Source organism: Pseudomonas nitroreducens (genome assembly GCF_014204515.1).
Lineage (GTDB): Bacteria > Pseudomonadota > Gammaproteobacteria > Pseudomonadales > Pseudomonadaceae > Pseudomonas > Pseudomonas nitritireducens_A.
Genome location: NZ_JACHLI010000016.1, coordinates 18,530 through 39,506, shown reverse-complemented (window position 1 = coordinate 39,506; position 20,977 = coordinate 18,530). Strand labels below are relative to the sequence as shown.

Here is a 20,977-nt window from a genome sequence, read left to right as displayed (position 1 = left end):
GGGCCCATCTTAGGCAGCTTTCCTCTCACCCCTCAAGAGAATCAGAAGGCAGCCCGAGGGAAATATCCGAGCAATCGGACGGTCATATTGACTTGCCTGCCGCGCGCCGCGTAACCACGGCCAATGCCCGTCGGTCAGCGCTGGCTAAGCTGATCCAATACCCGCCAGGAGATACCCGATGTCCCGCGATTGGCTCGACCTGTCCGCCCCACCCGCCCTCACCGGCCTGTTCGCCCGCGCCGCCGTGCGCCGTGGCGTGCGCGGCCGCAGCCTGCCGACGCGCGGCCTGCGCTGCCCGGTTACGGTCGATCCGAAGCACCTGGAACGCTATCGCAAGGTCTGCGGTTTCACCGACAACCACCTGTTGCCGCCGACTTATCCGCACATCCTCGCCTTCGGTCTGCAGATGGGCCTGCTCACCGATGCGAGCTTCCCCTTCCCGCTGCTGGGCCTGGTGCACCTGGAAAACCGTATCAGCGTGTTGCGACCCCTGGGCGGCCTGGGACCGTTCAACGTCAGCGTGCGCGTGGCGGACCTGCAGCCCCACGAGAAGGGCGTGACCTTCAGCATCATCACCCAACTGCACGACCAGCTCGGCCTGCTCTGGGAGGGCGACAGCCGCATCCTGTTCCGCGGCATGCGGCTGGACGGCACGCCACCGCCGCGCGAAGCGATCACCGAGCTGCCGCTCCAGCCGCTGGACGAGTGGAATTGCCCGGCCGACATCGGCCGGCGCTACGCCCGCGTGGCCGGCGACTACAACCCGATCCACCTGTCCGCCTTCAGCGCCAAGCTGTTCGGCTTCCCCCGCGCGATTGCCCATGGCCTGTGGAACAAGGCGCGCAGCCTGGCGGCGCTGGGCGAACGCCTGCCAGCAGCCGGCTACCAGGTCGAGGTGCGCTTCCAGAAACCGGTGCTGCTGCCCTCCGCCGTGAAGCTGCTGGCCAGCGAAGCGGCACCTTCCGGGCAGTTCAGCCTGCGCGGCAAGGACGACCTGCCGCACATGGCCGGCAGCTGGAGTCCGCTGGACGTTTGAAGCGCCAGGCTTGAAGCTATGGGGCTCACGCTGGAGCCCCTTCTGCAATGAACCTTGAAGCCATCACCGCCCGCCTGCACGCCATCCGCGACCACAACGACTGGAGTCGCTTCCACAGCCCGAAGAACCTGGCCATGGCCGCCAGCGTGGAAATGGCCGAGCTGGTGGAAATCTTCCAGTGGCTGCGCGAAGACGAATCGCGCCAGCTGCCGGCGGAAAAACTCGCCCACGCCGGCCAGGAAGTCGGCGACATCGTCCTCTACCTGCTGCTGATGTGCGCCGAACTGGGCATCGACATGAACCAGGCGGTACTCGCCAAGCTGGCCGACAGCGAGCGGCGCTTCATCCAAGGGGGCGCCAAGTGAGCGACTCCCCGAAGACCGGCGACCGCCATTTCGACGAACTGGCCACGCGCTTCGCCGAGAAGATCTACGGCGGCGCCAAGGGCGCGATTCGCCTCGCCGTGCTGCAGGCCGACCTCGCTGAAGCACTGCCCGATCGACCGCTGCGCGTGCTGGACATCGGCGCGGGCCTGGGCCACATGTCGCTGTGGCTGGCCGGGCGTGGCCACGACGTCACCCTCGCCGAACCCGCGGCGCCGATGCTCGAAGGCGCGCGCCAGCGCTTCGAGGAAGCCGGCCTGCCCGCCACCTTCATCGCGGCGCCGTGGCAGGAGCTGCTCGGCCAGCTCAACGAGCCCTACGACCTGGTGATCTGCCACGCCGTGCTGGAATGGCTGGCCGAGCCGCTGGCGATCCTCCCCGTGCTGCACCAGCTGACCCGAGTCGATGGCTGGCTGTCCCTGGCCTTCTACAACCGCGATGCGCTGATCTACCGCAACCTGCTCAAGGGGCACTTCCGCAAGCTGCGCAAGAACCGCTTCTCCGGCGAGGGCCAGAGCCTGACGCCGCAGGAACCGCTCGACCCGCGCGTACTCGAAGAAAACATGAGCGGCCACTGGCGCATCGAGGCACGCAGCGGCGTGCGGGTGTTCCACGACTACATGCCGGTGGAGTTCCAGCACAAGGCCGAACCGCTGGACCTGGTGGAGATGGAACTGCAATACCGTCGACATCCCGCCTTCGCCGGCCTCGGCCGCTACCTGCACTGGCTGTGCCGGCCGCAGGATTAGGTGCATAGTTGCCAGTGCGCACGCCACCCTAGACCGGCGTGCCGGAGTCCGTCATGCCGCGCCATCTGTTGATCCTGCCGCTGTTCGCCGCCCTGGCCGCCTGCCAGAGCCAGAACCCCTACACCGCCACCTCGCTGCCGATGCCCGCGGCCCCAGCCCAGGCCGCCAACCCCGGCCTGGACCCCGGCAGCTATCCGGCGCCACCGCTGGACTACGGGCGCTACCGCTCGTGGAACTGGTCCGACGCTGGCGGTTTCGGCGGCCCGCTGCAGGACGCCGTCAGCGAAGCCCTCGACCAGCGCGGCCTGCGCCCGGCGCGGACGAACACCCCGGCCGACCTGCGCGTCAGCGCGCACCTCTCCAGAGAACAACGCACCCGGCAGACCACCGACTATTACGGCGGCGGCTACTATGGCGGCGGGTATGGCGGTGGCGGTTACGGCCGCTGGAACGACCCCTGGTACGGCGGCGCCTCCTACCCCGTCACGCGCACCTACGTGGTCACCGTCAGCGTGGTGCGCATCGCCCTGTTCGACGCCCGCAGCAACCAGCAGGTGTGGAGCGGCAGCGCCGAGTACGACAACGGCGACAGCCAGAGCGACCAGGCCCGCGCCCTGCGCGAAGCGGCGCGCAAGGCCATGGACGGCTATCCGCCGGGCTGATCCTCGGCACGCCGGTAGGCCGGCACGCTCGCCGGCGAATCCACCATCACCGCATCCGCCCCCAACCCGTGCGCCAGGCGATAGGCAGTCGCCGAGTTGATGCCGAACATTACCACCGTAACCCCCGCCGAGCGCCGCACACAGTCCATCGCCTGGGCTGTCCACAACCGCGCAGGCTTCACCCCATGGGTCGACGCCCCGAGGGTGAACTGTTCGGTCACGCTCAGCTCGCGCTCCAGCTCGATGCCCATCCAGGTGCCAGCAGCCGGCGGCGCACAGCGCCTTCCCAGGGCCAGGTCGACCAGCCGGTTGCGCGTGGCGTCTCGGCTCTCGAAACGCTGCGCCCGGTCGGCGTAGTGCTGCGCCAGGTAGTCGCTGGCATCACGCTGTGTGGAATAGAAACGAACCCGCGACCAGGCGTGTTCCCGATCCAGCGTGCGGGCCACTGCGTCAATCACGCTGCCCACCGGTTGCGCCTTGATATCGCGCAATACCGGCGTCGACGGTGGAATAGCGCGCAGTGCTTCGGCCAGCGTCGGGATTGCCTGGGGTTCCAGGCGATACGGGTAGTCCCCCAGCGGCCCGCCGAAGCGATAACCCGCGTTGACCGTACGCAACTGCTCCCACGACTTCGAACTCACGGCGCCCTGCGCATCGGTCAACGCCGAGAGGTCCGCCGGCCGGTAAAGCACCGCGACCCCATCGGCGGAAGCCTGCACCGACAGCCACAGCGCGTCGCTGTGATTAGCCAGCGCCCGGCGGATTGCCAGCAGGGTGTTCTCCGGTGCATCGGCGGTACCTGCCCGATGCGCCACGACCTGCGGCGATGGCTGCAACGAACGAACGTTTTCCACGCTGCATCCGGCCAGCAGGACCAGAACCAGCGCCACTCCCCGAGCCTGAAGTCTCATGGCCGTCTCCCAGACCTGAACCAGGTGACGACTCTAGCAACCGGAAGTGCCGGGCCAGACGCTGAACATTCCCCGCTTGCCATTCCTTCTGCCTTGCGCTTGGATGGAATTCTCTGACAGGAGTATTGCGACCATGATCCGCCGTTTGCTGTCCCGTTCCCTGTTGCTGAGCCTGCTGCTTGGCCTCGCTGCCTGCGAAACCACCAGCGTCAGCCGCGACTACGACACCACCCGCGACTTTTCCCGCTACCTGACCTGGAGCTGGGCGCAGCCGGCCTTCGAGTACCGCCCGGATGATCCGCGCATCAAGAGCGACCTCACCGAGCAACGCATCAGCGACGCCATCGCCGACCAGTTCGACCAGCGCGGCCTGCGCAAGGCCCAGGGTGGCAATCCCGGCGACGTGAAACTGCGCGCCTACCTGATCGTCGACCAGCGCCAGGACCAGGTCACCACCTACACCGGCGGCTACTGGGGCGGTTACTGGGGAGGCTACTGGGGCCCGCCGCCCATGGCCGAAAGCCGCACCGTGACCTACAAGGTCGCCACCATCCAGGTCGACATGCTCGACGGCAAGGACGGCAAGCTGGTCTGGCGCGGCAGTGGCGAGCAGATCATGCGCAGCAGCCCACCGACACCGGCCGAGCGCGAGGCGGCGATCCGCGAGACGGTGCAGAAGATCATCGCCCAGTACCCGCCGCACTGACCTGCCCGTCATCGAATCCGGAGAGCGTGTGAACCAGCCCGCCCTGCAGCATCGCCCCGCCCTCGCCGAAGACCTCGGCGAGGTGGTGGGTTTCCCCCAGGATGCCGACGAACTCTTCTACTGCTACCCCAAGGCGAGCTGGCCGCTGACGGTTGGCCAACTCGCCGCTGCCATGGCCGAGCGGCGCGGCAGCACGCTGGCGCTGCTGGATGGCCGGGCGGCCGGCTTCGCCAACTTCTACCAATGGCAACCCAACGCGTTCTGCGCGCTGGGCAACATGATGGTCGCGCCCTGGGCGCGGCGGCACGGGGTGGCGCAGTACCTGATCGAGGTCATGGAGAATCTCGCCCGCGACCAGTACAAGGCGCAGGTCATGAAAGTGTCCTGCTTCAACGCCAATGCCGCCGGCCTGCTGCTCTACGCACGCCTGGGCTACGCGCCGCAGGGCATCGTCGAACGCACCGACCCGCAAGGCCGGCGCGTCGCCCTGGTCCAACTGGAGAAAGCCCTTGTCCACGCCTGAACCCCAGCGCGTGCTGATCATCGTCAGCAGCGGCCCGAGTACCCCGGCGCGCTGCGCAGCGCCCTTCTACACCGCCACCCTGCTGGCGTGCATGGACGCAAAAGTCACCCTGTTCCTCAGCGGCGAAGGGACGCGCCTGGCCTTCCAGGATATCGCCGACCACCTCTACGCCGCCGAGGGTGGCGAGCCGATCAGCCACTTCATCCAGCAGGCCAAGGAAGCCGGCGCGCGCCTGCTGATGTGCCGCGCACCGGGCATCGCCATCGACGAAAGCCGGCTGATCGAGGAAGTCGACGAAATCGCCAGCGGCGGCGAGCTGGCGCGGATGATCCTCGAATACGACCGGGTGCTGACCCTGTGAAGCTGCACGGCCTGGAGTTCCCCGACGACCTGCTTTACGCCCCCGACTACAACCTCTGGCTGCGCGAGGAAGTCGGCGGCGCCGTCACCCTCGGGCTGACCGCCTACGGCTGCGCGATCTACGGGCAGATCTTCGCCTTCACCCCCAAGCGCGACGGCTGGCACATCGACTGCGATCGCAGCTTCGGCGTGGTGGAGTTCGCCAAGGCCGCCTCCTCGGCGCGCAGCCCACTGGATGGCACCGTCCTGGCCAGCAACGAGGCGGTGGTGCGCCGCCCCGGCCTGATCAACCAGGACTGCTACGGCGAAGGCTGGATGGTGCGCCTGCAGCCCGACGACTGGGCCGCCGTCCGTGACCGCTTCCTGCAGGGCGAAGCCGCCCTTGATGCCTTCGCCCGGCGCATGCACCTGGACAACTTCGACCCCGACGACGACGGCGTCCAGGCCCTGCGCCCATGAGCCGGGCAGGCGCGCCGCTCACGCTGCTGCTCTGCCTGCTCATCAGCCTGCCACTGCGCGCCGAGCAACCGGCACAGAACGGCTTCGTCTATCTCGACCAGGTCCTGAAGTCCGCACGCTATGACGTGCGCTATGCCGGCAGCGACAACTTCGTCGGTCGCCCCATCGACGGCTACCTTGTTCCCCGCGTGATCCTCACCCGCGAAGCCGCCACGGCCCTGGCCGCTGTGGAGCAGGACGTCGCCCTCAGCGGACTGGCGCTGAAGGTGTTCGACGGTTACCGCCCGCAGCGCGCCGTGGACGACTTCCGCCGCTGGGCCGCCGACCCACGGGACGTGCGCCAGAAGGCGCTCTACTACCCCGACATGGACAAACCCGCCCTGTTCCGCGACGGCTACATCGCCCAGCATTCCGGGCACTCGCGGGGCAGCACGGTGGACCTCACGCTGGTGCAGTCGGCGAGCGGCGAAGAACTCGACATGGGCGGCCACTTCGACTTCTTCGGCCCCCTGTCCCACCACGGCACCACGCTGATCGACGCGCAGCAGACGCGCAACCGCGAAACCCTGCGCCAGGCCATGCTGCGCCACGGCTTCGAGCCCTACGGCGCCGAATGGTGGCACTACACGCTGAAGGCCGAGCCCTACCCGGAAACCTACTTCGACTTCCCGATTCAATGAGTCTGGCTCACGTACTTTTCGTAGGAGCGAGCTGGCTCGCGAACCTTCCAACGCCGATGCCGTCCTTTAATCCCTTTCGCGAGCAAGCTCGCTCCTGCAGCGTCCGTCTGCGCACCTGACATTCGCGGAACCGCCGCCGTGAAACCCTCCTCAAACCCTCGCCCCGCCCACCGCATCACTGGAGCGCCCATGCCCCCACAAGCCCCCGAATTCGACGGCCAACGCTGGAGCAACGCCGAAGCAGACCGCATCGAAGTCGTCACTGCTGATCCGAGCTGGCCACAGCGTTTCGCCGAGGAAGCCCGCGTCATCGCCGACGAGCTGAACCTGCCGGGCCTGGGCATCGAACACATCGGCAGCACCGCCGTGCCCGGCCTGGACGCCAAGCCGATCATCGACATCCTCCTGCTGCCACCACCGCAGAGCGACCCGCACCGCCTGATCGAACCGCTGCAGCGGCTGGGGTATCAGTACTGGAGCGAGAACCCCGACACCACACGGATGTTCTTCGTCAAAGGCATGCCGCCTTTGGGCAGTGGGCGCACCCACCACGTCCACGTCATGGACCTGGGCGAGGCCTCGCGGCGCCTGCTGTTCCGCGACTGGGTGCGCAACCACCCGGAGGACGCCCAACGCTATGCCCAGGTGAAGCATGAATTGGCCCGGCGCTATCCCACCGACCGCGACGCCTATACCGCCGGCAAGGACGATGTCGTCGCGCAGATCCTCGGCCGCGCCCTCAACCCGCCGGAACACCACCGTGACCGCGAAGGCGACGAACCCCATGGCGGCGAAATTCACGGGCAGGACAGAAGCGGTTAAGGCCGGCTGACGTTAATCGCGCGTTAATCCAGTCGGCCGAAGCTCGGGGCTCGCCATTCAGGAGGACGTCCCATGCTCAAGCTCTCCGTGGTTACCTTTGCCTGCATCACCCTGGCCGGCTGCGCCGACTCCCCGCACTTCACCCACTTCAACGCTATCGAATCGCCGGTGCGCGAATCCTTCGGCGAAGACAACCTCGAACGCCAGCCCACCCGCGTGCGCCTGCAGAGCGACGACTACTCGGCGCAACAGCAGCGGATGATGTGGGGCCAGTGACGCCGCAAGACCTCGGCAGGCCGCGCCAGCGGCTGCCGATTGCGCTATAACGGAAGCCCACCTTCCAAGGAATGGATGCCATGGCCTTCGACTGGCACAGCGACCCGATCACCCGCCAGACCCCGCTCGACGCCCACTACCGCAACACCCAGAACGTCCGCCGCTTCATGACTGCGCAGTGCGGCGACGACTTCCACTTCGACCGCGCCTTCATGGCCTGGATACGCAGCGGCGCGCCGGCCGACATGGGGGCGGTGGTGGATGAGTGGTGCAGGCGCAATCGCTAGACTTCAGCGATAGATCTTCTCCGCAGGCAATGCAGCCCGCGCCTCGTCGAGACGGCCCTGCTCCACCAGAGCGTGAATCTCGTGGGCCAGGGGCGTGACATCCGTGATGCGGCAGATCCAGTCCTGCACATAACGCTGCACTGCGTCGCGGCTGAGACCGATCTGGATGGCCCGATACGGCAGCGCCTGCAGCGTGAGATCACGCTCTGGATCCCACTGGACGCGAACCGGCGACGCACGCTTCAACTCATCCCACTGTTGGGCACTCATCGACGTTTCGGCGCGGCTCGGGCAACTGTGGGCCAGCGCCCACTCGAAGCCCTCGCGGGTGATGTCGATGGCCAGGATCCGGCTCTGCCCCGCATCCTTGTAGCCCCAGCCGGCGCGATACATCATCCAGAGGAACGACGGCTTAATCCATGTCATCCGCTCCATCTTGAAGGGCGGCGAGACGAATCGCCCATTGGCCAGCGCGCTGTCGGCAATGGCATCCGAATAGGCCTGGTACACGCGAATCGTCCTGTCGTCGTACACCGCGCGAATCTGGCAATGGGCATCCATGCAGGCGATCGATTCCTTTTCATCCATGGCGGCAGCGGGAGCTCGTCACGATCACAGGGGAATTGGCGGAAGGCAGTGAGAGTCGAACTCACCCAGGAACGGCTGCCGTCCCCCACCGGGTTTGAAGCCCGGCCACGCCACCGGGCGTGATTGCCTTCCCTTGACCGATGCGGGCTGCGCTGGGGCAGTCGGCGATGTCGGGAGCCTGGATGTTGCCATCTTTGCCCTAGCGGATGCCAGCGCGGCGATGCCGCAGCGGTGCGGGATTGACCTTGGAGCAGGCGCCCTCGACCCGACCGCTCTATGCTTGCCGGCAAGCGCCAACAAGGGAACTCCATGCTGAACGCAAGACTGACCAAGGCAGTGCTCTGGGTAGTGATCATCATCCTGGCCATCGCGGTACTGCTGCTGGGCCTGCGCGTTGCCGCGCTGCGCAACCTTCCGCTGCTGGAGCCCTGGCACACCTGGGTGCCGGACGACCTGCACCACGACGCCATCGACCGCACCGACTGGGCGGGCTACCTGGCGGCCGAGGACAAGCTGATGCAGGCCATGCGCAAGGAAATGGCGGCTCGGCTGCAGCCTTTCGAGCGCGTGGCCTACAACCGCTACTTCGATCAGAGCGAGGTCTACCCCGGCCACTTCGCCACCGACTGGAACCGCTCCTACGAACTGCGTCCACAGGGCCCGGTGCAAGGCGCCGCGGTGCTGCTGCATGGCCTCACCGATTCGCCCTACAGCCTGCGCCACCTGGGCGAGCACCTGCGCCAGCGCGGCTTCGTGGTGGTCGCGATCCGCATGCCCGGCCACGGCACCGTGCCGGCCGGCCTGACCCAGGCGGACTGGGAGGACTGGATGGCAGCCACCCGCCTGGCAGTGCGCGAAGCCAGCGCGCAGTTGCCCGAGGGCGCGCCCTTGCTGATGGTCGGCTTCTCCAATGGCGGTGCGCTGGCGGTGAAGTACAGCCTGGACGCGCTGGAAGACGCGAGCCTGCCCATGCCGCAGCGGCTGGTGCTGATCTCGCCGATGATCGGGGTCACCCGCTACGCCCAGTTCGCCGGGCTGGCGGGATTGCCGGCGCTGCTACCGGCGTTCGCCAAGGCGGCCTGGCTCAACGTGCTGCCGGAGTTCAACCCGTTCAAGTACAACTCCTTTCCGGTGGCGGCGGCGCGGCAGACGGTGGAGCTGACCGACGCGGTACAGAAGGGCCTGGACGCCAGCCAGCGCAATGGCGGCCTCCAGCGCCTGCCGCCGATCCTCACTTTCCAGTCCCTGGCCGACAGTACGGTGAGTACCCCCGCGGTGGTCAGCAGCCTGTACGACCGCCTGCCGGAGAACGGCAGCGAGCTGGTGCTGTTCGATCTCAACCGCTCGCTGAATTATGGCCCGCTGCTGCGGCCGGAGATGGCTCAGCTCGGCGCTCGTCTGCTGCCCGAACGCGAGCGCAATTATGGGCTGACGGTGATCTCCAACAGTGCGCAGTCGAGCCAGGTGGCCGCCCTGCACACCCCGGCGCACAGCCTGCAGCAGGACAGTCAGCCGTTGCCGATGACCTATCCGGCGGACCTTTTCTCGCTGTCCCACGTGGCCCTGCCGTTCCCGCCGGACGATGCCCTCTACGGCCAGCAACCGCGGGCCGGCGAGGACTACGGCATCCACCTGGGCACCCTGTCGCCCCGAGGTGAGCGTGGCGTGCTGATCGTCGGGCTGGACCTGTTCCAGCGCGTGACCTCCAATCCGTTCTACGGCTATCTGGTGCAACGCCTGGATCAGCAGTTGCCAGCGCCCTGAGGCCTGGCACCAGCGGGATCAATCGGTGCCACGGGAGCCCCATGAGCGGAGGGCACGCAGGGGAATGGTTCAGTTGATCCCCTGGGAGGTTGCCGCCGCTGGTCCCGCCGAGGAGCCATCCTTGCTCCGCTCGCGTTCCAGGCGCTGCTTGTACATCAGGTCGTCGCAACGCAGACCGACCGGGCTGTCGCCCTTGCGGGTTCCGGTGACGCAGCCGTTGGCATCGAGTTCGACGAACCACGCCATGCAGGCGTCGATCTGGAACACCCACTGGCGATCATCCTTGCGGCTGGGGCTGCCCCAGGCACCCTGCACATCGGCTGCCTGCATGCCGGGCAGCACCTGCTTGCGCACCTGGGCGGCACGGATGTCCTTCTCGGTGAAGGCACTGCAGGAAGAGGCGGGCTCCGCACCGACCACGGTGTAGCCCTGCTTCGCCTGGCCGGCTGGCGGCAAACCGCGGTCGGGCTCGCCGATAGAGGGCTGGGCGTAGTCGTCGATGGCCTGCGCTGGCCGACCGCCGGGCGGCCCGACCCGCATGCCCTCGGTGGCCGGCACCACCTTGATCTGCTGGCCACCCGTGCCGTCGGCGCAGGCCTGCTGGGTGAAGGTGAAATGCCCCTGGCCATCGTCACACTTGTTCAGCGTGGCGGCCTGGGCGACAGCGAAGAAGGAACTCAACCACAGCACGGCGATGCACCGCATACCCGACTCCCAGGGATATCCACCGCGCCCACCCGCCAGGACGTTGGCCTGGCGACCGGTGAGAACGGGCGCCCCTTGTGACTCACCGGCGTGCAGAAGGTGCCACAGTGCGGCGATTTGCGGCAGGCTCCGCCGCGGGGTTTCAAGGTTCCTGCACTGGCGGCCACAACCGGGCGGTATGCACCAGCGCAAGAATCCACAGGACGTCCGCTTCGACCTGATAGACGATCCGGTAGTTTTCATGGGGAATCACTTCGCGGGTTCCCGCGACTCGACCGGGCTTGCCCATCAGCGGGAATTGCCTGAGCTTGGCGGCAGTGGCACTGAACAATGAATCCATCCGCACAGCGGCATCGAGGTTTTCGGAAGCGAGATAGTCCCAGATTTCGAAACGATCCTGCTGGGCCCCTCGCGTCCAGAAGACCTTCATCTACGCTCGGTCGCCCTTGATCGGAGCGCTGCGAACGCCGCCTCGACCTCTTCATCGGGCTGCCCATCCCCGGCAGCCAGCGAGGCCCGAGCCGCCTCGACCTTGGCCTGCAGATACTCGTCGTAGTCCTGCGTCTGGCGCTGCTGGCGGATGAACTCGCGCATCAGCTCGCGCATGACCTGGGAAGCCGGACGGTGCGCCGACTCGGCAGCGGCCATGAATTCGGCGCGCAACTCCGGTTCGAGCTTCATGGTGAATACGGCTTCTTTGCTCATGGGGAATCACCTGGTAGTGAAAAGGTATATACCTCGTATGTACCCGAGCTACTGTAGGCGATTCCCTTTGTGTGGCGAAATCCACTTCCGACCAGGTGTCAGGAAGCTTCTTCAGGCTTCGCCAGCGCCAGCGCCGAGTCTTCCCTGATCCGCCGCTCGTTGCCGAAACGACGGGTGAAGCCGATGCGGTCGAAGTACTCCAGCAGCTGGATGCAGCGTTTTCGGCCGATGCCGATCCGGTCGCGGAAGGCAGCGGCGCGGATGATGCCGGATTCGCCGCGCAGGCTCAGGGCGTGGTCGGCGAGCTGGCGCAGGGTCGCTTCGGGGTAGAACAGGTCCTTGACCACCTGATGCAGTTGCCCCAGGCGGGCGAGCTTGCGCAGCAACAGGCGTACCTCGCCCTCCTCTGCGCCCAGTTCGCGGGCCAGGTCGCGCACCCAGGGTGGGTCGAAGGCGCCGGCCAGGAGCAACGGCCAGAGGCGCTCGCGCAGCTTTTCGTCGGTCTCCCCCAGCTGCACGCGGTGGTCCGGCAGGTGCAGCCAGGGGCCGCTGCTGTCGATGCGGTGGGCGGCCAACAGGCTTTCCAGCAGGGCGATGAAGATTGGCCGCTCCAGCTGCGGCAGCGCGTAACGGCGCAGGCGGTCGCGGTCGGGGCCGAGTTCGTCGGGAGCTTCCTCGTGGAAGGATTGCAGCTCCGCCAGCAATTGTTCCTGCAGCGCCGTCCAGCGCTGCGCCGCGAACAGCCGCGGGCCCAGGCGCGTGCTGATCTCGACCAGTTCTGCGGGCAGTTGCCAGCTCTCACGGGGGCGGTTGAACTGCCGCGCCAGCAGCGCGGGATCGAGGCCATTGCTGGCGTGAGCCAGCAGGGTTGGCAAGGCACTTTCCAGACCTTCGCCCTGCAAAGCACGAAGTTGCTCCAGGCGCTCCGGGCTACGCCGGTTGCGCGCGGGAGCGAAGGGGTCGAGTACGCGGCCGCCACCGATCGTGCGCTGGGCAGACTGGTCGCGCAGCACCAGACGGTCGCCATGCACGGCATGGCTGGGCGCGTTCAGCACCAGCTGCGCAAAGGCGCGCTCATCCGGCGCCAGGCGCTCGCCTTCGAGCAGTGCGACGCGGCCGGTGACATCCTGCGCGCCAAGGTGGACGTGCACCGGCGTCCAATGGACGAAGGCGCGGGTTTCGCTGGGCAGCAGGTCCAGCTCGATATCGATGCGCGTGGTGGGCGCGGGGAGCGCGGGCGTGATCAGCCAGTCACCGCGGTGAATCTGTTCCAGATTCAGACGCTCGCCGGCGATATTGACCGCCACCCGCTGGCCGGCATGGGCCTGCTGCGCTTCGCGGTTCTGTGCGTGCAGGCCGCGCACGCGAACGCGCCGGCCGGCGGCGCCCAGCAGCAGTTCATCCCCGACATTCACGCTGCCGGCAAAGGCTGTTCCGGTGACGACGACGCCAGCGCCGCTGACACTGAAAGCCCGGTCGACGGCCAGGCGGAAGCCGCCTTCGGCCGCACCTTCTCGTGTTTCTCGGGCAGCTTCGCGCAGCGCTTGGCGCAGTACCTCGATACCTTCGCCATTGATGCTGGATACCGGGATGACAGGCGCGCCGGCCAACGGCCCATCGGCCAGCAATTCCTGCAGTTCGCCAGTGGCCTGCTCGACCCGTTCAGAAAGCACCCGGTCGACCTTGGTCAGGGCGACGATGGCGCGGCGGATACCTAGCTGCTCGACGATGGCGAGGTGCTCGCGGGTCTGCGGCATCACCCCGTCATCGGCGGCGACCACCAGCAGCACCAGGTCGATGCCGCTGGCGCCAGCGAGCATGTTGTGGACGAAACGCTCGTGGCCCGGCACGTCGATGAAGCCGGTGAGCGTGCCGTCCCCAAGATCAGCGTAGACGTAACCGAGATCGATGGTGATGCCGCGCTCGCGTTCGGCCGGGCGGCGGTCGCCTTCCACGCCGGTCAGGGCGCGCAGCAGCGAGGTCTTGCCGTGGTCGATGTGGCCGGCGGTTCCGACAATCACGCGTCGCCCTCGGCCAGCAGCGGCAGCTGCGCGACGAAGCCGGGCTCGTCGTCGAGCTGGCGCAGGTCGAGCCAGAGCGCGTCGTCGTCGATGCGGCCGAGCACCGGGATCGGCAGGCAGCGCAGGCGTTCTTCCAGGTCCAGCAACGCGCGGCCGCGCTGGCGTTTGGGCTGATTCGGACGCAGGCACAATGCGGCGCTGGGCAGGCGCGCCACCGGCTGGGCGCCGCTGCCGATCATGCCCAGGGCATCCACGGCGCTGACATTCCAGCCCTCGCCCAGCAGCGTTGCCAAGGCCGGTGCGAGGCGCTGCGCCTGAACGCGGATGTCGGCCTGCGCACGGCTGAGCAGGCGCAGGCTGGTGAGGCGTTCGGCGAGGCGGTCCGGGTCGCGGTAGAGGTTGAGGACGGCCTCCAGCGCGGCGAGGGTCAGCTTGTCCACGCGCAGGGCGCGCTTGAGTGGATTCTTCTTGATCTTGCCGATCAGCTCCTTGCTGCCGAGGATCAACCCGGCCTGCGGGCCGCCGAGCAGCTTGTCGCCGCTGAAGGTGACGATGTCGGCGCCGTCGCGCAGGGCTTCCTGCACGGTGGGTTCCTTGGGCAGGCCCCAGCGGGTGAGGTCCACCAGGGTACCGCTGCCCAGGTCTTCCAGCAGAGGCAGGCCATGGGCGTGGGCGATCTGCGCCAACTGCGGGGTGGCGACGCTGGCGGTAAAGCCCTGCACGCTGTAGTTGCTGGTGTGCACGCGCATCAGCAGGCCGGAACGCGGGCCGATCACGGCTTCGTAGTCCTTGGCGTGGGTGCGGTTGGTCGTGCCGACCTCGACCAGCTTCACGCCGGCGCGGGACATGATGTCGGGGATGCGGAAGGCGCCGCCGATCTCGATCAGCTCGCCGCGGGAGATGATGCCCTCCTTGCGCGCGCCCAGGCTGTTGAGCGCCAGCAGCACGGCGGCGGCGTTGTTGTTGACCACGGTGACGGCTTCGGCGCCGGTGAGCTCGCGGATCAGCCCGGTGATGAGGTCGTCGCGGTCACCACGCTTGCCGGTGGCGAGGTCGAATTCGAGGTTGAGCGGGTAACGCGCGGCCAGCGTGATCGCCTCGATGGCTTCCTCCGGCAGCAGAGCGCGGCCGAGGTTGGTGTGCAGCACGGTGCCGGTGAGGTTGAACACGCGGCGTACGCGGCTGGCGTGGTGCGCGGCGAGGCGCTCACCGGCGCGGCCGGCGAGCACGGACTCTTCCAGCTCGACGGCGGCCAGCTGGCCATGGCGCGCGGGTTCGCGCAGCTCGTCGAGCAGGTCGCGCAGGGTCTTGAGCAGGGCCTCGCGGCCGTAGCGTTGCTGCAGCGGCTGGCAGGCCGGGCTGCGCAGCAGACGGTCGATGGAGGGCAGACGTACCGAGGTCATGGACGAACCTTGTGCGGGGGACGGTGGCTGGGGTCAGTGTAGGGCGAATAACCGCTGGCGGTTATCCGCCGATTGCCCAGCGTGAGGCCGACGGCGGATAACGCGTTCCGCGTTATCCGCCCTGCGGGGGAGGTCGATTAACCGCCCCCTCCCGGTGCCAGCAGCAGGTTCGGCGCGGTACGCAGGTAGCCGTCCTCGGCGAGGCGGATATCCAGTGCGAGGCTGGCCAGGTCGTCCGCCTGGGCCTCGGCGTGCTTGTCGTGCTCCAGGTAGAACTGCTTGAGGTAGGACTGGCAGCCGGGGCAGGTCTCGGCCTTGAGCGGGGCCTTGTCGCTGGCCACGCCTTCGCGCTGCAGCGAGTAATAGGCCAGGCCCTTGCTCTCGGCGCAGTGGCTGCACTTGACCCGTACGTAGTGCCACTCGCAGGAGCACAGCGAGCAGGACAGGTAGCGCAGCCCGGCGTGCTTGCCCTGGCTGCGGATCACCCCGGCCACCGGTGGCGCGCCGCAGGCCGGGCAGAGGGTCTGGCTGTCGGTCTCGACCAGGGTGTCGTCGGGCAGTTGCAGCAGCCACTGGCTGAAGGCGACCTGCAGCACAGCGCCGAGGAACGGCACCAGCGCTGGCGGCAGCAGGTCGAACTGACCGTTGAGCAGGCCCAGGGCCCAAGCCTTGCGCTGGCCGGAGTCGGCGTTGCGCAGGGCCTTGAGCGCTTCGACCACGGCCGGGTTGGCGGTCAGTTCGTAGGCGTCGAGGAAGGCATCCAGGAAAGGCAGCCAGGCGCCTTCGCGCACCAGCACTTCATAGGCCAGCGGCGGCATGCGGTGCTCGCTGCTGCGAGCCAAGGCGGCGGCGTCCGGTGAAGGCAGGAACAGCTTGCGCTGCAGCAGCGTCTGCTGGGTATCGCAGAGGCCGGCGATCAGTTCGAGGTAGCCCTGCAGCGGGTTGCCCGGCGCCAGTTCACGCAGACGCGCGGCGCGGCGGGAGAACAGGTCGGGAGACGGCAGGTTGAAGAGCGGGGGGATATTGGCGGCAGCTTCGATCTGCCCGGGTTCGAGAATTCGGCCTGACACGCAGGACTCCTTGTTCATGGGAGCTTGGGGCGGTAGAGCCCCTCACCCTAGCCCTCTCCCGGAGGGAGAGGGAACTGTCCGTGCCGGCTGGCAGGTTGGTGTCAGCCGGCGATTACGTCGAGCGTCAGTGGCCCTTGCCCTTGTCCACGTCCTTCAGCCACGCCGCGTGGTGCTTGCGCGCCCAGCCGCGGCTGACCCAGCCGTAGAGCATGGCGCCCATCGAGCCCTTCACCCAGATACCGGCGTAGATGTGCACCAGGATGCTGCAGATGAGCACGAAGGCGGCGAAGGCATGCAGCAGCGAGGCGATGCGGATGAGGTCGATGCCGAAGAAGTGGCTGAAGTACGCGCGCCACATCACGAAGCCGGTCACCAGCAGCACCAGCATGCACAGCAGCAGGGTCCAGAACAGCAGCTTCTGCCCGGCGTTGTAGCGACCGACTTCGGGGAGGTTTTCCTCGCGGTTGGTCACCACGTCGCGCCATTGCTTGAGCCACTGCACGTCGCGCTTCTCCACCAGGTTGTGGTGGGCGAAACGGATTACCAGGCCCATGAAGAACAGGAACATCGCCACCCCGAGGAAGGGGTGGAGGATGCGCGTCCACGGGCCGCCGCCGAACAGGTTGGTCAGCCAGAACATGGCCGGGTGGAACAGCGCCAGCCCCGAGAGGCCGGCGAGGAAGAACAGAATGGCCACCATCCAGTGGTTGCTCCGTTCGTTGGAGTTGTAGCGCTGGATATCTTTTTTCATGTCGTCGGGCTCCTTGCTGCCCTTTTCCGCCCCCCGAAGGGGGCGGAAGTCAGTCAGCGGGGATCACGCGGATCGTAGCCATGCACCGAAGGATCGACCTTGTGCACCGGCGCCTGCGGGTCGGGACCGTCCTCTTCATCCTCTTCGACCCGGTTGGGGCCGATGCGGGTGTAGTGGAAGAACCCGGCCAGCACCACACCGGCCATGGCCAGCAGGCCCAGCGGTTTGGTGAGACCTTTCCACAGACTGACCATCGGGCTGATGGCCGGCTTGTCGGGCAGTCCGGCGTACAGCGAGGGCTGGTCGTTGTGGTGCAGCACGTACATGACGTGCGTGCCGCCCACGCCTTCGGGGTTGTACAGGCCGGCATTCTCGAAGCCACGGGACTTCAGGTCGACGATGCGCTCGGCGGCATGCTCCTTCATGTCCTCCTTGGTGCCGAAGACGATGGCGCCGGTCGGGCAGGTCTTCACGCAGGCCGGCTCCATGCCCACCGCCACGCGGTCGGAACACAGGGTGCACTTGTACGCCTTGTGGTCCTTCTGCGAGATGCGCGGGATGTTGAACGGGCAGCCGGTGATGCAGTAGCCGCAGCCGATGCAGTGGTCCTGGTTGAAGTCGACGATGCCGTTGGCGTACTTCACGATCGCGCCGGGGCTCGGGCAGGCCTTAAGACAGCCCGGTTCCTCGCAGTGCATGCAGCCGTCCTTGCGGATCAGCCACTCCAGGTTGCCGGCCGGGGTCTCATGCTCGGTGAAGCGCATGACCGTCCAGGACTGGTCCGTGAGGTCGATCGGGTTGTCGTAGGTGCCGTGGTTGTGGCCCACCTCGTCGCGCAGCTCGTTCCATTCCGAGCAGGCGACCTGGCAGGCCTTGCAGCCGATGCACTTGGACACGTCGATCAGCTTGGCCACTTCCTGCTCGTGCCGCACCGAGGGTGACGGCAGGGTCGTGGCGGAGCGGGCGTAGATGTCTTGACTACTCATGGGTCACCTCACGCCTTTTCCACGTTGACGAGGAAGGACTTGAACTCCGGCGTCTGCGTATTCCCGTCGCCCACGAAGGGGGTCAGGGTGTTGGTCAGGTAGCCATTGCGCGCGACCCCGGAGAAGCCCCAGTGCAAGGGGATGCCCACGTGGTGCACGGTCTGGCCGTTGACCTGCAGCGGCCGGATGCGCTTGGTCACCACCGCCACCGCCTTGATGAAGCCGCGGTTGGAGGAGACCTTCACGCGGTCGCCGGCCTTGATGCCGATTTCCTTGGCCAGCGCCTCGCCGATCTCGACGAACTGTTCCGGCTGGACGATGGCATTCAGACGGCAATGCTTGGTCCAGAAGTGGAAGTGCTCGGTCAGGCGGTAGGTGGTCGCGGCGTACGGGAACTCCTTCGCCGTGCCGAACAGCTCCATGTCGTTCTTGAACACCCGCGCCGCCGGACTGCTGATCGCCTGCGGGTTCTTGTGCAGCGGGTTGACGCCGATCGGCGTCTCGAACGGCTCGTAGTGCTCGGGGAACGGGCCCTCGGCCATCTTGTCGACGGCGAAGAACCGCGCCACGCCTTCGGGGTTCATGATGAACGGGTTCATCCCCGCTTCCGGCGGCGAATCGGCCTTGAAGTCCGGGATGTCGGTGCCACCCCAGACCTTGCCGTTCCACCACACCAGGCGTTTCTTCACCGGGTCCCACGGCTTGCCGCTGACGTCCGCCGAGGCGCGGTTGTAGAGGATGCGCCGGTTGGCCGGCCAGGCCCAGGCCCAGCCGAGGGTCTGGCCCATGGCGTACGGGTCACTGTTGTCGCGGCGGCCCATCTGGTTGCCCTGCTGCGTCCAGCAGCCAGCGAAGATCCAGCAACCGCTGGCGGTGCTGCCGTCGTCGCGCAGCAGCGCGAAGGCCGGGAGCTGCTCGCCGGCTTTCGCCAGGACCATGCCGTTGTTCGGATCGACCAGGTCGGCCAGGGCCTTGCCGTTGTACTCCTTGGCGATCTCCTCAGGAGTCGGTTCGTCCGGCGTCAGGTACGGCCAGTCGAGCCCGAGGATCGGATCGGGGAATTTGCCGCCTTCCTTGCCATAGGCCGTGCGGAGACGGTGCAACAGGCCGCTCATGATGGCGATGTCGGTGCGCGCCTCGCCCGGCGGCTCGGCGCCCTTCCAGTGCCATTGCAGCCAGCGCCCGGAGTTGACGATGGAGCCGTCTTCCTCGGCGAAGCAGCTGGTGGGCAGGCGGAACACCGTGGTCTGGATCGCCTGGGTGTCGACGTCGTTGTGCTCGCCGGCATTGCGCCAGAACTCGGAGGTTTCGGTGGCCAGCGGGTCCATCACCACCATCCACTTCAGCTTGGCCAGCGCAGCGCTGACCTTGGCCTTGTTGGGGAAGGAGGCGATGGGGTTGAAGCCCTGGCAGAAGTAACCGTTGACCTTGCCCTGGTACATCATGTCGAAGTAGCGCAGCACGTCGTAGCCGGCGCCGGGCATGTCCAGCTTGGGCAACCAGTCGTAGCACCAGTTGTTTTCGGCGGTGGCGGCCTTGCCGAACCAGGACTTCATCAGGCTGACGTGGAACTTGCTGTAGTTCTGCCAGTAGGACAGCTGCCCCGGGCGCAGCGGCTTGGCCGTGCGCTTGGTGATATAGGCGGCGTAATCCTGCTCGGCATCGCCGGCCAGGGTGAGGTAGCCCGGCAGCGAGTTCGACAGCAGCCCCAGGTCGGTCAAACCCTGGATGTTGGAGTGACCGCGCAGGGCGTTCATCCCGCCGCCCGGCTGGCCGATGTTGCCCAGCAGCAGCTGCACCATCGCGCCGGTGCGGATCATCTGCGCGCCCACCGAGTGCTGGGTCCAGCCCAGGGCGTACATGATGGTCATCACCTTGTCGGTGGCGGCGGTGGTGGAAATCTCTTCCCACACCTTGAGCATCATGTCCTTGGGCGTGCCGCAGATGTTGCTCACCACGTCCGGCGTATAGCGGCTGTAGTGCTGCTTCATCAGGTTGAACACGCAACGCGGGTGCGTCAGGGTCGGGTCGACCTTGGCGAAGCCGTCCTCGCCCAGCTCGTATTGCCAGGAGGATTTGTCCGGATAGGTGCGTTTCTCGGCGTCATACCCGTTGAACAGGCCATCGTCGAAGCTGAAGCCTTCCTTCACGATGAACGAGACATCGGTGTAGTTGTGCACGTATTCCTTCTGGTAGCGGTCGTTTTCCAGGAGGAAATTGATCAGGCCACCGAGGAAGGCGATGTCGGTTCCGGTGCGGATGGGCGCGTAATAGTCGGCCACCGAGGCGGAACGGGTGAATCGCGGGTCGACCACCAGCAGGCGCGCCTTGTTGTGCGCTTTTGCTTCGGTCACCCATTTGAAGCCGCACGGGTGCGCTTCAGCGGCGTTTCCGCCCATGATCAGAATCAGATCGGCATTCTTGATGTCGGTCCAATGGTTGGTCATGGCTCCACGGCCAAACGTCGGGGCAAGACTTGCCACCGTCGGGCCGTGTCAGACACGCGCTTGGTTATCGAACGCCAGCAGTCCCAGGGAACGCATCACCTTGTGGGTGATGTAGCCGGCTTCGTTGGAAGACGCCGATGCGGCCAGGAAGCCGGTGGTGAGCCAACGGTTCACCGTCTGGCCCTGGGCGTTCTTCTCGATGAAGTTGGCGTCGCGGTCTTCCTTCACCAGCTTGGCGATGCGGTCCAGCGCCTCGTCCCAGCCGATGCGCTTCCACTCGCTGGAACCGGCTTCGCGGATCTGCGGGTACTTCAGGCGGTTGGGGCTGTGGACGAAGTCGAGCAGGCCCGCGCCTTTGGGGCAGAGGGTGCCGCGGTTGACCGGGTGATCGGAATCACCCTCGATGTGGATGATGTTCTGCGAAACGTTCTTCGCCGCATCACCCTGGCTGTACATGAGAATGCCGCAACCTACCGAGCAGTACGGGCAGGTGTTACGGGTCTCGACGGTGCGCGCAAGCTTAAAGTGGCGGACCTGGTCGGCGAATGCATCCGGGGGTGACATCCCGAGTGCCGCCAGGCTCGATCCTCCAAGGCCTACAGCGCAGACCTTGAAAAATTGCCGACGGTTCATATCCATCGTGCGTCTCCTGATCAGGCAGCATGGGTCCGGTACATAGCCGC

At 66.9% G+C, this 20,977-nt stretch carries 24 protein-coding genes and 1 tRNA gene; 13 read left to right on the top strand and 12 right to left on the bottom strand.

Features of this window, described 5'->3' with window-relative positions; genetic code table 11:
• Nucleotides 1-178: 178 nt before the first annotated feature.
• From HNP46_RS19300 to HNP46_RS19285, 4 genes are read left to right on the top strand one after another with little or no spacing between them, the layout of a single operon-like run.
• The gene (locus HNP46_RS19300) at nt 179-1,036 is read left to right on the top strand and encodes a MaoC family dehydratase (protein WP_184592067.1); all 858 of its coding nucleotides are present in this window, start codon (nt 179-181) and stop codon (nt 1,034-1,036) included.
• A 47-nt stretch (nt 1,037-1,083) separates the two neighbouring features.
• On the top strand, nt 1,084-1,401 hold the full coding sequence (locus HNP46_RS19295) for a nucleotide pyrophosphohydrolase (RefSeq protein WP_184592065.1): 318 nt from the start codon (nt 1,084-1,086) through the stop codon (nt 1,399-1,401).
• Nucleotides 1,398-2,168 (top strand): methyltransferase domain-containing protein, encoded by a 771-nt coding sequence (locus HNP46_RS19290; RefSeq protein WP_184592063.1) that lies wholly within the window; start codon nt 1,398-1,400, stop codon nt 2,166-2,168. The genes HNP46_RS19295 and HNP46_RS19290 overlap by 4 nt, the downstream gene beginning before the upstream one ends.
• 53 nt (nt 2,169-2,221) lie before the next feature.
• Nucleotides 2,222-2,830, top strand: coding sequence for a DUF4136 domain-containing protein (locus HNP46_RS19285; RefSeq protein WP_184592061.1), 609 nt, complete (start codon nt 2,222-2,224; stop codon nt 2,828-2,830).
• Here the strand turns inward: HNP46_RS19285 and HNP46_RS19280 are convergent.
• Nucleotides 2,815-3,741 carry a glycerophosphodiester phosphodiesterase family protein gene (locus HNP46_RS19280; protein ID WP_184592059.1) on the bottom strand — a complete coding sequence of 309 codons (927 nt, stop codon included), beginning with the start codon at nt 3,739-3,741 and terminating at the stop codon, nt 2,815-2,817. The two genes, HNP46_RS19285 and HNP46_RS19280, sit on opposite strands and share 16 nt — an antisense overlap.
• Nucleotides 3,742-3,886: 145 nt before the next feature.
• Between HNP46_RS19280 and HNP46_RS19275 the strand changes: the two genes are divergently transcribed.
• The 8 genes from HNP46_RS19275 (at nt 3,887) to HNP46_RS19240 (ending at nt 7,854) form a co-directional block, all read left to right on the top strand.
• The gene (locus tag HNP46_RS19275) at nt 3,887-4,447 is read left to right on the top strand and encodes a DUF4136 domain-containing protein (protein ID WP_409372445.1); all 561 of its coding nucleotides are present in this window, start codon (nt 3,887-3,889) and stop codon (nt 4,445-4,447) included.
• A gap of 28 nt (nt 4,448-4,475) precedes the next feature.
• Nucleotides 4,476-4,970 (top strand): GNAT family N-acetyltransferase, encoded by a 495-nt coding sequence (locus HNP46_RS19270; protein ID WP_184592055.1) that lies wholly within the window; start codon nt 4,476-4,478, stop codon nt 4,968-4,970.
• Nucleotides 4,957-5,331, top strand: coding sequence for a DsrE family protein (locus tag HNP46_RS19265; RefSeq protein ID WP_184592053.1), 375 nt, complete (start codon nt 4,957-4,959; stop codon nt 5,329-5,331). The genes HNP46_RS19270 and HNP46_RS19265 overlap by 14 nt, the downstream gene beginning before the upstream one ends.
• Nucleotides 5,328-5,789, top strand: coding sequence for a glycine cleavage system protein H (locus tag HNP46_RS19260; protein ID WP_184592051.1), 462 nt, complete (start codon nt 5,328-5,330; stop codon nt 5,787-5,789). Before HNP46_RS19265 ends, HNP46_RS19260 begins: the two co-directional genes overlap by 4 nt.
• Entirely contained in the window at nt 5,786-6,469 is a 684-nt protein-coding gene (locus HNP46_RS19255; protein WP_184592049.1) for a M15 family metallopeptidase, read from the top strand. Before HNP46_RS19260 ends, HNP46_RS19255 begins: the two co-directional genes overlap by 4 nt.
• 189 nt (nt 6,470-6,658) lie before the next feature.
• A complete protein-coding gene (locus HNP46_RS19250) occupies nt 6,659-7,291 on the top strand; it encodes a GrpB family protein (RefSeq protein WP_184592047.1) in 633 nt (210 codons plus the stop codon).
• 72 nt (nt 7,292-7,363) lie between these two features.
• Nucleotides 7,364-7,567, top strand: coding sequence for a hypothetical protein (locus HNP46_RS19245; RefSeq protein ID WP_184592044.1), 204 nt, complete (start codon nt 7,364-7,366; stop codon nt 7,565-7,567).
• An 80-nt stretch (nt 7,568-7,647) separates the two neighbouring features.
• A complete protein-coding gene (locus HNP46_RS19240) occupies nt 7,648-7,854 on the top strand; it encodes a DUF6434 domain-containing protein (RefSeq protein WP_184592042.1) in 207 nt (68 codons plus the stop codon).
• A gap of 3 nt (nt 7,855-7,857) precedes the next feature.
• Here HNP46_RS19240 and HNP46_RS19235 read toward each other — a convergent pair whose 3' ends face one another.
• Nucleotides 7,858-8,442: a DUF4291 domain-containing protein gene (locus HNP46_RS19235; protein WP_260403211.1), complete on the bottom strand. Its 585-nt coding sequence runs from the start codon at nt 8,440-8,442 to the stop codon at nt 7,858-7,860.
• Nucleotides 8,443-8,478: 36 nt separating this feature from the next.
• Nucleotides 8,479-8,574, bottom strand: a tRNA-Sec gene (locus tag HNP46_RS19230).
• A gap of 177 nt (nt 8,575-8,751) precedes the next feature.
• Between HNP46_RS19230 and HNP46_RS19225 the strand changes: the two genes are divergently transcribed.
• On the top strand, nt 8,752-10,206 hold the full coding sequence (locus HNP46_RS19225) for an alpha/beta hydrolase (RefSeq protein WP_184592040.1): 1,455 nt from the start codon (nt 8,752-8,754) through the stop codon (nt 10,204-10,206).
• 69 nt (nt 10,207-10,275) lie between these two features.
• Here the strand turns inward: HNP46_RS19225 and HNP46_RS19220 are convergent, their stop codons facing one another.
• The 9 genes from HNP46_RS19220 to fdnG all read right to left on the bottom strand — a co-directional run bounded on the left by HNP46_RS19220 (nt 10,276) and on the right by fdnG (nt 20,933).
• On the bottom strand, nt 10,276-10,911 hold the full coding sequence (locus HNP46_RS19220; RefSeq protein WP_184592038.1) for a DUF4124 domain-containing protein: 636 nt from the start codon (nt 10,909-10,911) through the stop codon (nt 10,276-10,278).
• 142 nt (nt 10,912-11,053) lie between these two features.
• On the bottom strand, nt 11,054-11,341 hold the full coding sequence (locus HNP46_RS19215) for a type II toxin-antitoxin system RelE/ParE family toxin (protein WP_184592036.1): 288 nt from the start codon (nt 11,339-11,341) through the stop codon (nt 11,054-11,056).
• Nucleotides 11,338-11,616: an antitoxin of toxin-antitoxin stability system gene (locus HNP46_RS19210; RefSeq protein ID WP_184592034.1), complete on the bottom strand. Its 279-nt coding sequence runs from the start codon at nt 11,614-11,616 to the stop codon at nt 11,338-11,340. The genes HNP46_RS19215 and HNP46_RS19210 overlap by 4 nt, the downstream gene beginning before the upstream one ends.
• 98 nt (nt 11,617-11,714) lie before the next feature.
• Nucleotides 11,715-13,637, bottom strand: coding sequence for a selenocysteine-specific translation elongation factor (gene selB / locus HNP46_RS19205; protein ID WP_184592032.1), 1,923 nt, complete (start codon nt 13,635-13,637; stop codon nt 11,715-11,717).
• A complete protein-coding gene (selA, locus tag HNP46_RS19200) occupies nt 13,634-15,040 on the bottom strand; it encodes an L-seryl-tRNA(Sec) selenium transferase (protein ID WP_184592030.1) in 1,407 nt (468 codons plus the stop codon). The genes selB and selA overlap by 4 nt, the downstream gene beginning before the upstream one ends.
• A gap of 137 nt (nt 15,041-15,177) precedes the next feature.
• Nucleotides 15,178-16,110, bottom strand: coding sequence for a formate dehydrogenase accessory protein FdhE (gene fdhE / locus HNP46_RS19195; RefSeq protein WP_184592028.1), 933 nt, complete (start codon nt 16,108-16,110; stop codon nt 15,178-15,180).
• 124 nt (nt 16,111-16,234) lie between these two features.
• Nucleotides 16,235-16,861, bottom strand: a complete 627-nt coding sequence (locus HNP46_RS19190; protein ID WP_184592026.1) for a formate dehydrogenase subunit gamma — start codon at nt 16,859-16,861, stop codon at nt 16,235-16,237.
• 53 nt (nt 16,862-16,914) lie between these two features.
• The gene (fdxH, locus tag HNP46_RS19185; RefSeq protein WP_184592024.1) at nt 16,915-17,847 is read right to left on the bottom strand and encodes a formate dehydrogenase subunit beta; all 933 of its coding nucleotides are present in this window, start codon (nt 17,845-17,847) and stop codon (nt 16,915-16,917) included.
• An 8-nt stretch (nt 17,848-17,855) separates the two neighbouring features.
• Nucleotides 17,856-20,933, bottom strand: coding sequence for a formate dehydrogenase-N subunit alpha (fdnG, locus tag HNP46_RS19180; protein ID WP_184592022.1), 3,078 nt, complete (start codon nt 20,931-20,933; stop codon nt 17,856-17,858).
• Nucleotides 20,934-20,977: the final 44 nt, after the last annotated feature.